This window comes from Klebsiella sp. RHBSTW-00215, assembly GCF_014103785.1.
Taxonomy (GTDB): Bacteria; Pseudomonadota; Gammaproteobacteria; order Enterobacterales; family Enterobacteriaceae; genus Klebsiella.
Window position 1 is genome coordinate 1,829,953 of sequence record NZ_JABXQS010000001.1, and the last position, 13,144, is coordinate 1,843,096.

The window sequence follows — 13,144 nt, forward strand, 5'->3', positions numbered from 1 at the left end:
TGCCGTTATATAAAGGCTTCAGGCGAAGTATGTCAACGTCAAGGTTATGCGGATTTTTCATACACGAGTGGCTGAAAGAAAAAAGCCTTATGATGGCTATACTATCAGGGACGTTTTGCTCCAAATTACCCCTATTTCTGACACGTATCATCGGCATAACACAAAAATCATCACAATTTTCCGCCACCGGCGCTACAATCGACCGCAGTCACAATTCTCAAATCAGAAGAGTATTGCTAATGAAAAACATCAATCCAACGCAGACATCTGCCTGGCAGGCACTACAAAAACACTTTGATGAAATGAAAGACGTTACTATCGCGGACCTGTTCGCGAAAGATAGCGACCGTTTCACTAAGTTTTCCGCAACGTTCGACGATCTGATGCTGGTGGATTTCTCCAAAAACCGCATCACCGAAGAGACGTTGGCAAAACTGCAGGATCTGGCCAAAGAGACCTTCCTGGCAGACGCCATTAAGTCCATGTTCTCCGGCGAAAAGATTAACCGTACTGAAGATCGTGCGGTACTGCACGTTGCGCTGCGTAACCGTAGCAATACTCCGATTGTGGTTGATGGCAAAGATGTGATGCCGGAAGTGAACGCGGTGCTTGAGAAGATGAAATCCTTCTCTGAAGCCATTATCTCCGGTAACTGGAAAGGCTATACCGGCAAAGCGATTACCGACGTGGTTAACATCGGTATCGGCGGCTCCGACCTTGGCCCGTTCATGGTGACCGAAGCGCTGCGCCCGTACAAAAATCATCTGAATATGCACTTTGTGTCTAACGTCGATGGCACCCACATCGCCGAAGTGCTGAAAGGCGTGAACCCGGAAACCACCCTGTTCCTGGTCGCTTCTAAAACCTTTACCACTCAGGAAACCATGACCAACGCCCACAGCGCGCGCGATTGGTTCCTGGCGACCGCTGGCGATGAAAAGCACGTGGCGAAACACTTTGCCGCGCTCTCGACCAACGGTAAAGCGGTGGGCGAATTCGGTATCGACACCGCCAACATGTTTGAATTCTGGGACTGGGTCGGCGGTCGCTACTCACTGTGGTCAGCCATCGGTCTGTCGATCATCCTGTCCGTCGGTTTCGACAACTTTGTTGAGCTGCTGTCCGGCGCGCATGCGATGGACAAACATTTCTCCACCACCGCGCCGGAGAAAAACCTGCCGGTGTTGCTGGCGCTGATTGGTATCTGGTACAACAATTTCTTCGGTGCTGAAACCGAAGCGATTCTGCCGTACGACCAGTATATGCACCGCTTTGCCGCTTACTTCCAGCAGGGCAACATGGAATCCAACGGCAAATACGTTGACCGTAACGGCAACGCCGTGGATTACCAGACTGGCCCAATCATCTGGGGCGAGCCGGGTACTAACGGTCAGCATGCGTTCTACCAGCTGATTCACCAGGGGACCAAAATGGTGCCTTGCGACTTTATCGCCCCGGCGGTTACCCACAACCCGCTGTCCGATCACCATCCGAAGCTGCTGTCTAACTTCTTCGCGCAGACCGAAGCGCTGGCGTTTGGTAAATCCCGCGAAGTGGTTGAGCAGGAATATCGCGATCAGGGTAAAGATCCAGCAACCCTGGACCACGTGGTGCCGTTTAAAGTGTTCGAAGGCAACCGTCCGACCAACTCCATCCTGCTGCGTGAAATCACTCCGTTCAGCCTGGGCGCGCTGATTGCCCTGTATGAACACAAGATCTTCACTCAGGGTGTGATTATGAACATCTTCACCTTCGACCAGTGGGGCGTTGAGCTGGGCAAACAGCTGGCTAACCGCATCCTGCCGGAACTGAAAGATGGCAGCGAAGTGAGCAGCCACGACAGCTCTACCAACGGTCTGATTAACCGCTATAAATCCTGGCGTGCATAATTAGACTGACGTCTGAGCGGGCCTGCGGATGGTAGATTGTTTTGTAGGCCGTGCAAGGCGTTAGCCGCCGCCCGGCAAAAATGCGAGCACAATGCCGACCCACGTGGTCGGCATTTTTTATTCTAACCGCCGCAACAGCTTCGCCGGGTTTCCCGCCCACACGCCTTTCTCGATAATCGACTTCGTCACCACGCTGCCCGCACCAATCACCACGCCATCGCAAATGCTAACGGCCAGAATGGTCGCGCCGCTGCCAATCGACACATCGCTGCCAATCACAATTCTCCCCCAGCTTTCGCGGTCTGCGTTGGGTTTGCCGTCGCGGAACATATCGTTGGCGAACATCACCCCGTGGCCGATAAAACAACGCTCGCCGATGGTGACGTACTCGCAAATAAAGGTATGGGATTGAATTTTGCTGTTGTTGCCGATACGGGTATGGCCCTGAATTTCAACGAACGGCCCGACGAAGACATTATCGCCAAGCGTGCAGTCGTAGAGGTTGGCGGGCTGGTAGATCACCACGTTCTCGCCGCTGGTGACGTTGCGAATAGCAGTTTCTCGAAGCGTATGCATGCTGCCTCTCAGATCTGTTTGGCCAGAATATGTAATGTGCTTTGTTGGGTGGCGGAATGAAATTCAACGTCTTTAACGTGCCGCATCCCCTGGCGCTCATAGAAACGACGGGCGCGGGTATTGGCGTCGAGCACTTCCAGCCATAGCCAGCTTTCACCGGCCTCTTTTGCTCGCGTCTCAACGGCGTTAAAAAACTGCTCGCCGTAGCGATGCCCCGTTGCGTCAGGCAGCAGGTAGAGCTTATGCAGTAGCGTGCCGGACGGGCCATCGGGGTTGATATCCTGGCGGCAGGCGTATTTAGCAAAGCCAATCGGGTGCGTGGCTTCAGCAATTAACCAGCAGCACTGCGTATCGGCCAGGCTGCGTTCCAGAGAAGCCATGGAATACTCTTGCCGCAGGTAGAGTTCCATCTCGTCGGCGTTATGCCAGAGGTGAGCAAAGTGGTGGCGGTAGCTGGCATTACCCATTTCGTTGAGCAAGGCTGCATCTTCTGGCCCTGCAATACGAATTTTGAACATGGTTGTTTCCTTTTTAACCTGTCAGTGTGGCAAGTGATTGTTACATTTACGCCGCCGGTGGCAAAAAGTTAACGAATAATGTCGATCTGGATCACACTTTTGCGTTATACAGGTCACAAATAATGATGATTATGAGGTGTATCTATGCCGCCGGTTTATCGTCCGTTGGTGAGTTTTATCGCAACCGCAATGCAAACCGTTTTGAACCTCGGCCTGCTGTGCCTGGGGATTATTCTGATTGTTTTTCTGGGCAAGGAGACACTGCATCTGGCGCACGTGCTGTTTACCCCGGAGCCAGTCAGCAAGTACAAGCTGGTGGAAGGGCTGGTGGTTTACTTCCTCTATTTTGAGTTTATTGCGTTGATTGTGAAGTACTTCGAATCGGGATTTCACTTCCCGCTACGCTATTTTGTCTATATCGGCATTACCGCTATCGTACGCCTGATTATTATCGATCATGACTCGCCGATGGCGGTGCTGATTTACTCCGCCGCGATCCTGATTCTGGTGATTACGCTCTGGCTGTGTAACTCCAACCGCCTGAAACGCGAATAAAAAAAAGCGGCCTCCAGGGCCGCTGACCAACAGTCACAAATATAATTTATGTAGGGTCCAGTTGAGGATAGCAGTGGCATTTGCCTTACTTTTTCAGCTGAGGGTGACAGCGGCAATACCCGGTTGGGGTCGTGCATTGCCGCTAAATCGTCATCCCTCCTCTGAAATTTGGGGCGGGTGTTACAAAAACTTAACCTTTCACTCCGCCTGCCGTCAGGCCGTTAACCAACCAGCGCTGGGCCAGCAGGAACACCACAGTAATCGGGATAGCGGAGAGTACCGCCGCAGCGGCAAAGTCGCCCCACAGATAGTTCTGCGGGTTGAGATACTGCTGCATTCCGACCGCCAGGGTGTAGCTGTTCACATCGCGCAGCAGTAGCGAGGCTACAGGCACTTCGGTAATCGCGGCGATGAACGACAGAATAAACACTACCGCCAGAATCGGCACCGACAGCGGGAGCAGCACCAGGCGGAAAGCCTGCCACGGGGTCGCGCCATCCAGCGCCGCTGCTTCTTCCAGCGAGCCGTCAATGGTTTCGAAATACCCTTTAATCGTCCAGACGTGCAGCGCGATACCGCCCATGTAGGCGAAGATTACGCCGCCGTGGGTATTCAGGCCGACAAATGGCACGTACTGGCCGAGGCGATCAAACAAGGCATACAGAGCAACCAGCGACAGAACCGCCGGGAACATCTGGAAAATCAGCATCCCTTTGAGCAGCGTGGCTTTACCCGGGAAACGCATACGGGCAAAAGCGTAAGCACAGGTGGTAGAGAGCGCGACGATACCAATCGCGGTAATGCCCGCCACCTTGATGGAGTTCCACAGCCACAGCAGGACCGGGAAGGGGGGCGGCGTGACGCGACCGTCAGCGTGTTCAACGCTAAAGCCTAACGCCAGCCGCCAGTGCTCCCAGGAGATACTTTCAGGGATCAGGCTACCGGTAGCGAAGTTACCTTCGCGCAGAGAGATAGCGATGACCATCAGCAGCGGGAACATAATCGCCGCGATAAAAATCAGTAGCAGGAGATGCGTCGTCAGTAGACGCAGCTTCTGAGATTTGGGTTGAACCATAGCCATAATATTTTTACTCCCCTTGATACCGCTCCAGGCTATTTTGCTTGCCATTTTGAACTCGGGCAGTGCTCAGAATCCTCACGTACTACGTGTACGCTCCGGTTCTTCCGCGCTGGCCGAGCCCAAACTGCCCGCGCCAATGACGCCTGGTTATTCCAATTAATCAAACTTCATACGTGTGGCTTTCAGGTTAATAATCGCCAGCGCGCCTACCAGCAGGAAGATCAGCGTAGCGATAGCCGCCGCGAGGCCGAAGTCCTGGCCTCCGCCGCCTTCGAAGGCGATACGGTAGGTATAGCTCACCAACAGGTCTGTATAGCCCGCTGGCGTGGTGGTGCCGAGTCGGTCCGGCCCGCCGTTGGTCAACAGCTGAATCAGCACGAAGTTGTTAAAGTTAAACGCGAAACTGGCGATCATCAGCGGCGTTAGCGGCTTGATCAGCAGCGGCAGCGTAATCTTAAAGAAGTTCTGGAACGGGGTTGCGCCGTCCATTGCCGAGGCTTCATACAGGTCGTCAGGAATCGCTTTCAGCAGGCCCATGCACAGAATCATCATGTACGGATAGCCGAGCCAGGTGTTGACGATGATGATCATGGTACGTGCGGTAATCGGGTCGCTAAACCAGGCCGGTTTAATGCCGAACAGCGCGCTGAGCATCATGTTGATCTCACCAAAGCTCTGGTTGAACAACCCTTTGAAAATCAGAATCGAGATAAACGACGGTACGGCGTAAGGCAGAATCAGCAGTACGCGGTAAATCGCTTTGCCTTTTAGGGCTTCCCACTGCACGAGGCAGGCGAGAATCATCCCTACCGCGACGGTCAGAATGACGGTCAGGATGGAGAACACTACCGTCCAGACGAAGATTGCGAAGAACGGTTTCTGAATACCTTCGTCCTGGAACACACGGGTGAAGTTATCCCAGCCGATAGTCACGGTGTAACCCGGGCTCAGCTTCTCGCTGCCCCAGCTGCCGTCGGCGTTAATGGCCTGGTAGAAGCCAACGTCGGCGTTCGGGCGGTACTTCACGCCGCTCTGGTTGTTGGTCAGCGTGCCGTCATTAGCCAATGCATACAGCGGCTGGGTTCCGGAGAACTGACGTAGCGAACTCATGATGACTTTGCTTTCGTCGGGCAGTATCGCGGTCAGCTGGTTCAGGGCGGTACGGTTTTGCGTAATGACGCGCAGGTTAGCGCGTTCACCTTCCGGCAGCGCATCGGCTTCTTTAAGGGCCAGCTTTTGCTCGCCGCCGAATTTAAACGCATCGGAAAGGTAGTTTTTGCCGCTGTCGCCGTCGGTCAGCGCCAGCTTCCACTCATCTCCAGCGGGATAGAGTGCGAAGTTGTAGGATTTACCCGCCTGAAAAGAGCGGTCCATCAGTACCTGCTGAGCGCGTTCGAAGGTCAGCTGGTTGGTGCTGCTGTAGTTGGTGAAAGCGATAGCGATGGTGCAGATCAACGGGAACAGAACGAACAGTCCCATCCCGGCAACACCCGGATAAACATAGCGCCAGGCATAGGCCTTGCGATTGGAAAAAATATACAGGCCAACCGAGCTTAAAATCAGCGTCATGATGGCAAACAGGTACTCCCCCTGGGCGTACATCAAAACAACAAGGTAACCCACCAGCAGGCACAGCAAGCCGATCACAGACCATGTGAGCTGCGGGCTTTGCCACCAGTGTTTCTTTTTCACGACATCCATGGGGATCATCCTCTACAGCGTTTGAGCTTTTCTCCCTCTCCTGGGGGAGAGGGCCGGGGTGAGGGCGAGTTTATCAACACAACCCTCTCCCTAACCCTCTCCCTGAGGGAGAGGGGAACAAAAGTATTACTTGGTGATACGAGCCTGTGCATCTTTCAGCGCGGCATCGACGGTCTGACGACCGCTAGCTGCGTTGATAACCGCGGTACGTACGGCATACCAGAAAGCGGACATCTGCGGGATGTTCGGCATGATTTCGCCTTTCTGGGCGTTAGCCATGGTGGCGGCGATACGCGGATCTTTTTCCAGTTTCTCCTGGAAGGATTTCAGCGCAACGGCACCCAGCGGTTTGTCCTTGTTCACTTCATCCAGACCCTGGTCGGTCATCAGGTAGTTTTCGAGGAACTCTTTCGCCAGTTCTTTGTTCGGGCTGGCGGCGTTAATACCGGCGCTCAGAACACCAACGAACGGTTTGGACGCGTTGCCTTTAAAGGTTGGCAGCAGGGTAACGCCGTAGTTAACCTTGCTCTTATCAATGTTAGACCATGCCCACGGACCGTTGATGGTCATCGCGGTATCGCCTTTGTTGAATGCCGCTTCAGCGATGGAGTAGTCGGTGTCGGCGTTCATGTGTTTGTTTTTGATAAGGTCGACCAGGAAGGTCAGGCCTGCTTTCGCACCAGCGCTATCAACGCCAACGTTTTTCACGTCATATTTGCCGTTTTCAAACTTGAACGCGTAACCGCCGTCGGCAGCAATCAGCGGCCAGGTGAAGTACGGTTCTTGCAGGTTAAACATCAGCGCGCTCTTACCTTTCGCTTTCAGTTCTTTATCCAGCGCAGGGATCTCTTCCCAAGTTTTCGGCGGGTTTGGTACCAGGTCTTTGTTGTAAATCAGCGACAGCGCTTCTACCGCGACCGGGTAGGCAATCAGTTTGCCGTTATAGCGTACGGCGTCCCAGGTGAATGGATACAGTTTGTCCTGGAAGGCTTTGTCCGGGGTGATTTCTGCCAGCAGGCCAGATTGGGCATAGCCGCCGAAACGGTCATGGGCCCAGAAGATGATGTCCGGGCCGTCGCCGGTTGCGGCAACCTGCGGGAATTTCTCTTCCAGCTTGTCCGGGTGTTCGATGGAAACTTTAATGCCAGTGTCTTTTTCGAACTTTTTACCGACTTCAGCGAGGCCGTTGTAGCCTTTGTCGCCGTTAATCCAGATAACCAGCTTACCTTCTTCTATTTTCGCGAGGGCAGAGGCGGAAAACATCATCGTGGTCAATGCAGACAGCGCGAGGATGCGAGCGCCAGTTTTGATTTTCATATACCCGTCCTATTTGGTGATGTGCTCGTGGATACACTTGGATGGCTTAACGGTGATGAGTTTCCTTTTTTAACAACCTCTTTCCATCCTCCCTATGTCTACGCCCCACCCATCGTTTGTGTGATCTCCATTGCAGAATCTCCGGTTATGAGCCCTGGAGCACATAAAAACGAGGCCATTTTTGTCGCCTGCATCACGAAATCGGTATCAGCCCGTCCCCCCCGGAGGCGAGACGTCATCTCTCATCCTCCCGTCTCCTCCCCCATAAAAAAGCCGGGGGTGGAGGATTTACCAGATTTATGAATACCGCATAGTCAGCCCATCTTGAATGTGTCGTTAAGTGACTGGTTGTAACGAAGGGAGAAGGGCATGGCGAGCGTACAGCTGCGAAATGTAACGAAAGCCTGGGGCGACGTGGTGGTATCGAAAGATATCAATCTCGAGATCCAGGATGGGGAGTTCGTCGTGTTTGTTGGCCCATCGGGCTGCGGCAAATCCACCCTGCTGCGTATGATTGCCGGGCTGGAAACGGTGACCAGCGGCGATCTTATGATTGGCGATACCCGAATGAACGATGTCCCGCCCGCCGAACGTGGTATCGGGATGGTGTTTCAGTCTTATGCGCTTTACCCCCACCTTTCCGTCGCGGAAAACATGTCTTTCGGCCTGAAGCTGGCCGGTGCCAAAAAAGACCTGATTAATCAACGCGTCACCCAGGTGGCAGAAGTCCTGCAACTGGCTCATCTGCTGGAGCGTAAACCAAAAGCGCTTTCCGGCGGTCAGCGTCAGCGTGTGGCGATTGGCCGTACCCTGGTGGCCGAACCGCGCGTCTTCCTGCTTGACGAACCTCTCTCTAACCTTGATGCCGCGCTGCGCGTACAGATGCGTATTGAGATTTCCCGTCTGCATAAGCGCCTTGGGCGCACGATGATTTACGTGACCCACGATCAGGTCGAGGCGATGACCCTCGCTGACAAAATCGTGGTACTGGATGCCGGTCGCGTCGCGCAGGTCGGGAAACCGCTTGAGCTTTATCACTACCCGGCGGATCGCTTCGTCGCGGGCTTTATTGGCTCGCCGAAGATGAACTTCCTGCCGGTTAAAGTCACCGCTACCGCCATTGAACAGGTGCAGGTGGAACTGCCTAACCGCCAGCAAATTTGGCTGCCGGTGGACAGCGCCCGCGTTCAGGTCGGCGCGAATATGTCCTTAGGCATTCGCCCGGAACATCTGCTGCCCAGCGATATCGCTGACGTCACCCTCGAAGGCGTGATTCAGGTGGTGGAACAGCTTGGTAACGAAACACAAATTCATATCCAGATCCCCGCCATCCGTCAAAACCTGGTTTACCGCCAGAACGACGTGGTGCTGGTCGAAGAGGGAGCCACATTCGCCATCGGCTTGCCGCCGGAGCGTTGCCATTTATTCCGTGAGGATGGCACCGCTTGTCGTCGGCTGCATAAAGAGCCGGGCGTGTAAGGCTTCCCATTAAAAAAAACGTGCACCCTGGAGCGCCGAAAAACAGGCGCAACAACAGGCGAAGCGTTCAAAGAAAAGCAATGATCTCAGGAGATAGAATGATGATTACTCTGCGCAAACTTCCACTGGCGATCGCCGTTGCAGCAGGCGTTATGTCTGCTCAGGCGCTGGCCGTTGATTTCCATGGCTATGCTCGTTCTGGTATCGGCTGGACCGGTAGCGGTGGTTCACAGGAATGTTTCAAAGCAACAGGTGCTCAAAGTAAATACCGTCTCGGTAACGAATGTGAAACCTATGCGGAACTGAAGCTGGGCCAGGAATTATGGAAAGAGGGTGACAAGAGTTTTTATTTCGATACTAACGTCGCGTATTCCGTAGACCAACAGGATGACTGGGAAAGTACCTCTCCTGCATTCCGTGAAGCTAACATCCAGGGTAAAAACCTGATTGACTGGTTACCGGGTTCTACCCTGTGGGCCGGTAAGCGTTTCTACCAGCGTCATGACGTTCACATGATCGACTTCTACTACTGGGATATCTCCGGTCCGGGTGCGGGCTTGGAAAACGTGGATGTCGGCTTCGGTAAACTCTCTCTGGCAGCTACACGTAACTCTGAAAGCGGCGGTTCTTACACTTTCTCCAGCGATGACACCAAGAAATATGCTGCTAAAACCGCGAATGACGTCTTCGACGTGCGTCTGGCCGGTATGGAAATTAACCCAGGCGGCGTCCTAGAGTTAGGCGTGGATTATGGCCGTGCTAACCCGCAGGATGACTACCGTCTGGCTGATGGCGCATCGAAAGATGGCTGGATGTTCACTGGTGAACATACTCAGTCTATCTGGGGCGGCTTCAACAAGTTTGTTGTTCAGTATGCGACCGACTCGATGACTTCCTGGAACAGTGGTCACTCTCAGGGTACCAGCATTGATAACAACGGCAGCATGATCCGCGTTCTGGATCACGGCGCGATGGACTTCAACGATGACTGGGGCCTGATGTACGTTGCGATGTACCAGGATGTGGATCTGGACAGCAACAACGGTTCTACCTGGTACACCGTCGGTGTTCGTCCGATGTACAAATGGACGCCGATCATGAGCACCCAGCTGGAAGTCGGTTATGACAACGTGAAATCCCAGCGTACCAGCGAAAACAACAACCAGTACAAAATTACTCTGGCCCAGCAATGGCAGGCAGGTAACAGCGTCTGGTCCCGTCCGGCAATCCGTATTTTCGCCACCTACGCGAAATGGGATGAAAACTGGGGTAACAGCAACATCTCCGGTCTGCAGACTAAAGACAGCAGCGGTAATGGTCTCCTGACTAACAGCCGCGGTAGCGATAGCGAAGTGACCTTCGGCGCGCAGATGGAAGTTTGGTGGTAATTCAGTAGTCATTATGTCGTAACACGGAGGGGCTTATGCCCCTCCTGATTATTCAGAATTAGCGCGCTATTGCCTGGCTACCGCTAAATCTATGCTATCCGAGGTGAGAACAATGAAAATGAAGAAAACTCTCGTCGCCCTGTGTTTATCCGCAGGGATGTTGGCATGCGTGCCGGGGATTAGCCTTGCCGATGTCAACTTTGTCCCACAAAACACCAGTTCAGCCCCCTCCATACCTGGCGCTGCCCTGCAGCAATTAGTCTGGACTCCAGTTGATCAATCTAAGACGCAGTCCGTTGATTTACTCACCGGCGGGCAACGTTTAGATGTTGCTGGTATCACTGGACCGGTTGCCGCCTGGAGCGTTCCGGCGAATATTGGCGAGCTGACCCTGACGCTCACTAGTGAAGTGAATAAGCAAAAACAAATTTTTGCCCCGAACGTACTGATTCTTGACCAGAATATGACGCCAGCCGCGTTCTTCCCCAGCAGCTATTTTACCTATCAGCAGCCTGGCGTGATGACCGCAGATCGGCTTGAGGGCGTGATGCGCCTGACTCCGGCATTAGGACAGCAGAAGCTGTATGTGCTGGTCTTTACAACGGAAAAAGATTTACAGCAAACCACAACGTTGATGGATCCGGCGAAGGCTTACGCTAAAGGCGCAGGCAACGCGATCCCGGATATTCCAGACCCGATTGCCAGGCACACCACCGATGGCGTGCTGAAGCTAAAAGTGAAAACCAATAGCGGCTCTAGCGTGCTGGTCGGCCCGCTGTTTGGCTCTTCCGGCCCTGGCCCTGTAACCGTCGGTAATACGGCGGCGCCTGTTGCTGCACCGGTAGCCGCCCCAGCTCCGGCGGCGAAAAGCGAGCCGATGCTTGATGACACCGAAACCTACTTCAACAACGGTATCAAGCAGGCTGTCGCGAAAGGCGATATCGACAAGGCTCTGAAATTGATGAACGAAGCTGAACGTCTTGGCTCGAAATCTGCTCGTTCCACCTTTATCAGCAGTGTAAAAGGCAAGGGGTGATCGTCTCCCCACAATGCTGATGTTTAGGCACAGCCTTTAGGTGCGTCCGCCTGGGCGCACCTTTTTTTATCGCGCGATAGCCGCTGTTGCATGGCTGTTGCGCGGATGATCGTATATTGACGTTTGCCCGCCCCCACCGCCCCATTCTGCGATACAATAGTTTCTCGTTATGTTCCGGAGAATCAGGCATGTCACATCCTGCGCTGACGCAATTGCGTGCGCTGCGTTATTTTGCCACTCAGCCCCCGCTGGACGCGCATCTGCGCGATTGGTTATTGCTTGAAGACTCAATGACCAAACGTTTTGAGCAACAAGGGAAAAAAATCAGCGTCATCATGGTGAACGAAGGTTTTGTTGGACGCGAAGCGCTGGCGGGTGAAGAGACCCTGCTCGCGGATGAACCGCGCTACTGGCTACGGGAAATTATCCTTTGTGCCGATGACGAACCCTGGCTGGCCGGCCGGACTATCGTGCCGGAGTCGACGCTCAATGGTCCGGAATTGGCGCTGCAACAGCTTGGGCAGACGCCGCTGGGCCGCTATCTGTTTACGTCGTCTACGTTAACCCGTGATTTTATTGAAATCGGTCGTCATGCAGAGCTTTGGGGGCGTCGTTCCCGCCTCCGGCTGAGTGGCAAACCGCTGCTGCTGACAGAATTGTTTCTGCCTGCATCGCCGTTGTATTAAGAGGAAGAGAAAATGGAGTGGAGTCTGACGCAGAACAAGCTGTTGGCGTTTCACCGCCTGATGCGGACTGACAAACCGATCGGCGCGCTGCTGCTGCTGTGGCCGACGCTATGGGCGCTGTGGGTAGCAACGCCGGGGATACCCCCGCTGTGGATCCTCGCCGTTTTTGTCGCGGGCGTCTGGCTGATGCGCGCTGCCGGCTGCGTAGTGAATGACTATGCAGATCGTAAGTTTGACGGCCACGTTAAGCGCACCGCCCGCCGCCCGCTGCCAAGCGGCGACGTCACCGAGAAAGAGGCGCGAACGCTGTTTGTTGTGCTGGTGCTGTTCTCGTTTCTGCTGGTGTTGACCTTAAACACCATGACCATTTTGCTGTCGGTTGCCGCGCTGGCGCTGGCCTGGGTCTATCCGTTTATGAAACGCTACACCCACCTGCCACAAGTGGTGCTGGGCGCGGCGTTCGGCTGGTCGATTCCGATGGCCTTTTCTGCGGTGAGTGAATCTCTGCCGCTGAGCTGCTGGCTGATGTTTCTCGCCAATATTCTGTGGGCGGTGGCCTACGATACCCAGTATGCAATGGTCGACCGCGATGATGACGTGAAGATTGGCATTAAGTCGACGGCGATTCTGTTTGGCGACAACGACCGTTTAATTATTGGGATTTTACAGGTGGCGGTACTGGCGCTGATGGCGGCAGTGGGCTGGCTGAGCGGTCTGGGCTGGGAGTATTACTGGTCATTGTTTATCGCCGCAGCGCTGTTTGTCTGGCAGCAGAAGCTGATATTTAAACGTGAACGCGATGACTGCTTTAAGGCGTTTTTAAATAATAACTACGTGGGGCTGGTGCTGTTTCTTGGCCTGGCGATGGGGTATATGCAGTAGTTTTGTGGTTTACCCGGCTTGCGGCGTAAACGCCTT

Annotated in this window: 12 protein-coding genes; 7 read left to right on the forward strand and 5 right to left on the reverse strand. The window is 54.0% G+C overall.

Features of this window, described 5'->3' with window-relative positions; translation table 11 throughout:
• Positions 1-239: 239 nt before the first annotated feature.
• Positions 240-1,889, forward strand: a complete 1,650-nt coding sequence (pgi, locus tag HV127_RS08715; RefSeq protein ID WP_112215904.1) for a glucose-6-phosphate isomerase — start codon at positions 240-242, stop codon at positions 1,887-1,889.
• 117 nt (positions 1,890-2,006) lie between these two features.
• Here the strand turns inward: pgi and HV127_RS08720 are convergent, their stop codons facing one another.
• Together HV127_RS08720 and HV127_RS08725 are read right to left on the reverse strand one after the other, a co-directional pair.
• On the reverse strand, positions 2,007-2,465 hold the full coding sequence (locus tag HV127_RS08720; protein ID WP_182235632.1) for an acyltransferase: 459 nt from the start codon (positions 2,463-2,465) through the stop codon (positions 2,007-2,009).
• Between the two features lie 8 nt (positions 2,466-2,473).
• Complete coding sequence (locus HV127_RS08725) at positions 2,474-2,983, reverse strand: GNAT family N-acetyltransferase (RefSeq protein WP_182235633.1); 510 nt, start codon at positions 2,981-2,983, stop codon at positions 2,474-2,476.
• A 144-nt stretch (positions 2,984-3,127) separates the two neighbouring features.
• Between HV127_RS08725 and psiE the strand changes: the two genes are divergently transcribed.
• On the forward strand, positions 3,128-3,538 hold the full coding sequence (psiE, locus tag HV127_RS08730) for a phosphate-starvation-inducible protein PsiE (RefSeq protein ID WP_110277227.1): 411 nt from the start codon (positions 3,128-3,130) through the stop codon (positions 3,536-3,538).
• Positions 3,539-3,728: 190 nt separating this feature from the next.
• Here the strand turns inward: psiE and malG are convergent, their stop codons facing one another.
• From malG to malE, 3 genes are all read right to left on the reverse strand, one after another.
• Positions 3,729-4,619 (reverse strand): maltose ABC transporter permease MalG, encoded by an 891-nt coding sequence (gene malG, locus HV127_RS08735; protein ID WP_004109572.1) that lies wholly within the window; start codon positions 4,617-4,619, stop codon positions 3,729-3,731.
• A 156-nt stretch (positions 4,620-4,775) separates the two neighbouring features.
• Positions 4,776-6,320, reverse strand: coding sequence for a maltose ABC transporter permease MalF (malF, locus tag HV127_RS08740; protein ID WP_182235634.1), 1,545 nt, complete (start codon positions 6,318-6,320; stop codon positions 4,776-4,778).
• A gap of 126 nt (positions 6,321-6,446) precedes the next feature.
• Entirely contained in the window at positions 6,447-7,637 is a 1,191-nt protein-coding gene (malE, locus tag HV127_RS08745; protein ID WP_110277224.1) for a maltose/maltodextrin ABC transporter substrate-binding protein MalE, read from the reverse strand.
• Between the two features lie 369 nt (positions 7,638-8,006).
• On the opposite strand from malE, the gene malK reads away from it, so the two are divergent.
• From malK to ubiA, 5 genes are all read left to right on the forward strand, one after another.
• Positions 8,007-9,116: a maltose/maltodextrin ABC transporter ATP-binding protein MalK gene (gene malK / locus HV127_RS08750; RefSeq protein ID WP_110277223.1), complete on the forward strand. Its 1,110-nt coding sequence runs from the start codon at positions 8,007-8,009 to the stop codon at positions 9,114-9,116.
• 98 nt (positions 9,117-9,214) lie between these two features.
• Positions 9,215-10,504, forward strand: a complete 1,290-nt coding sequence (locus HV127_RS08755) for a maltoporin (protein ID WP_182235635.1) — start codon at positions 9,215-9,217, stop codon at positions 10,502-10,504.
• 112 nt (positions 10,505-10,616) lie between these two features.
• The gene (malM, locus tag HV127_RS08760) at positions 10,617-11,540 is read left to right on the forward strand and encodes a maltose operon protein MalM (RefSeq protein ID WP_182235636.1); all 924 of its coding nucleotides are present in this window, start codon (positions 10,617-10,619) and stop codon (positions 11,538-11,540) included.
• Between the two features lie 188 nt (positions 11,541-11,728).
• Complete coding sequence (gene ubiC / locus HV127_RS08765; RefSeq protein ID WP_181484035.1) at positions 11,729-12,226, forward strand: chorismate lyase; 498 nt, start codon at positions 11,729-11,731, stop codon at positions 12,224-12,226.
• A gap of 12 nt (positions 12,227-12,238) precedes the next feature.
• Complete coding sequence (gene ubiA, locus HV127_RS08770; protein WP_181484034.1) at positions 12,239-13,108, forward strand: 4-hydroxybenzoate octaprenyltransferase; 870 nt, start codon at positions 12,239-12,241, stop codon at positions 13,106-13,108.
• The last annotated feature ends 36 nt before the right edge of the window (positions 13,109-13,144 follow it).

Excerpts from the sequence above, each read along its gene's own strand:
- pgi (WP_112215904.1), top strand. The coding sequence starts at position 240 with ATGAAAAACATCAATCCAACGCAGACATCTGCCTGGCAGGCACTACAA.
- HV127_RS08720 (WP_182235632.1), bottom strand. The coding sequence starts at position 2,465 with ATGCATACGCTTCGAGAAACTGCTATTCGCAACGTCACCAGCGGCGAG.
- HV127_RS08725 (WP_182235633.1), bottom strand. The coding sequence starts at position 2,983 with ATGTTCAAAATTCGTATTGCAGGGCCAGAAGATGCAGCCTTGCTCAAC.
- psiE (WP_110277227.1), top strand. The coding sequence starts at position 3,128 with ATGCCGCCGGTTTATCGTCCGTTGGTGAGTTTTATCGCAACCGCAATG.
- malG (WP_004109572.1), bottom strand. The coding sequence starts at position 4,619 with ATGGCTATGGTTCAACCCAAATCTCAGAAGCTGCGTCTACTGACGACG.
- malF (WP_182235634.1), bottom strand. The coding sequence starts at position 6,320 with ATGGATGTCGTGAAAAAGAAACACTGGTGGCAAAGCCCGCAGCTCACA.
- malE (WP_110277224.1), bottom strand. The coding sequence starts at position 7,637 with ATGAAAATCAAAACTGGCGCTCGCATCCTCGCGCTGTCTGCATTGACC.
- malK (WP_110277223.1), top strand. The coding sequence starts at position 8,007 with ATGGCGAGCGTACAGCTGCGAAATGTAACGAAAGCCTGGGGCGACGTG.
- HV127_RS08755 (WP_182235635.1), top strand. The coding sequence starts at position 9,215 with ATGATGATTACTCTGCGCAAACTTCCACTGGCGATCGCCGTTGCAGCA.
- malM (WP_182235636.1), top strand. The coding sequence starts at position 10,617 with ATGAAAATGAAGAAAACTCTCGTCGCCCTGTGTTTATCCGCAGGGATG.
- ubiC (WP_181484035.1), top strand. The coding sequence starts at position 11,729 with ATGTCACATCCTGCGCTGACGCAATTGCGTGCGCTGCGTTATTTTGCC.
- ubiA (WP_181484034.1), top strand. The coding sequence starts at position 12,239 with ATGGAGTGGAGTCTGACGCAGAACAAGCTGTTGGCGTTTCACCGCCTG.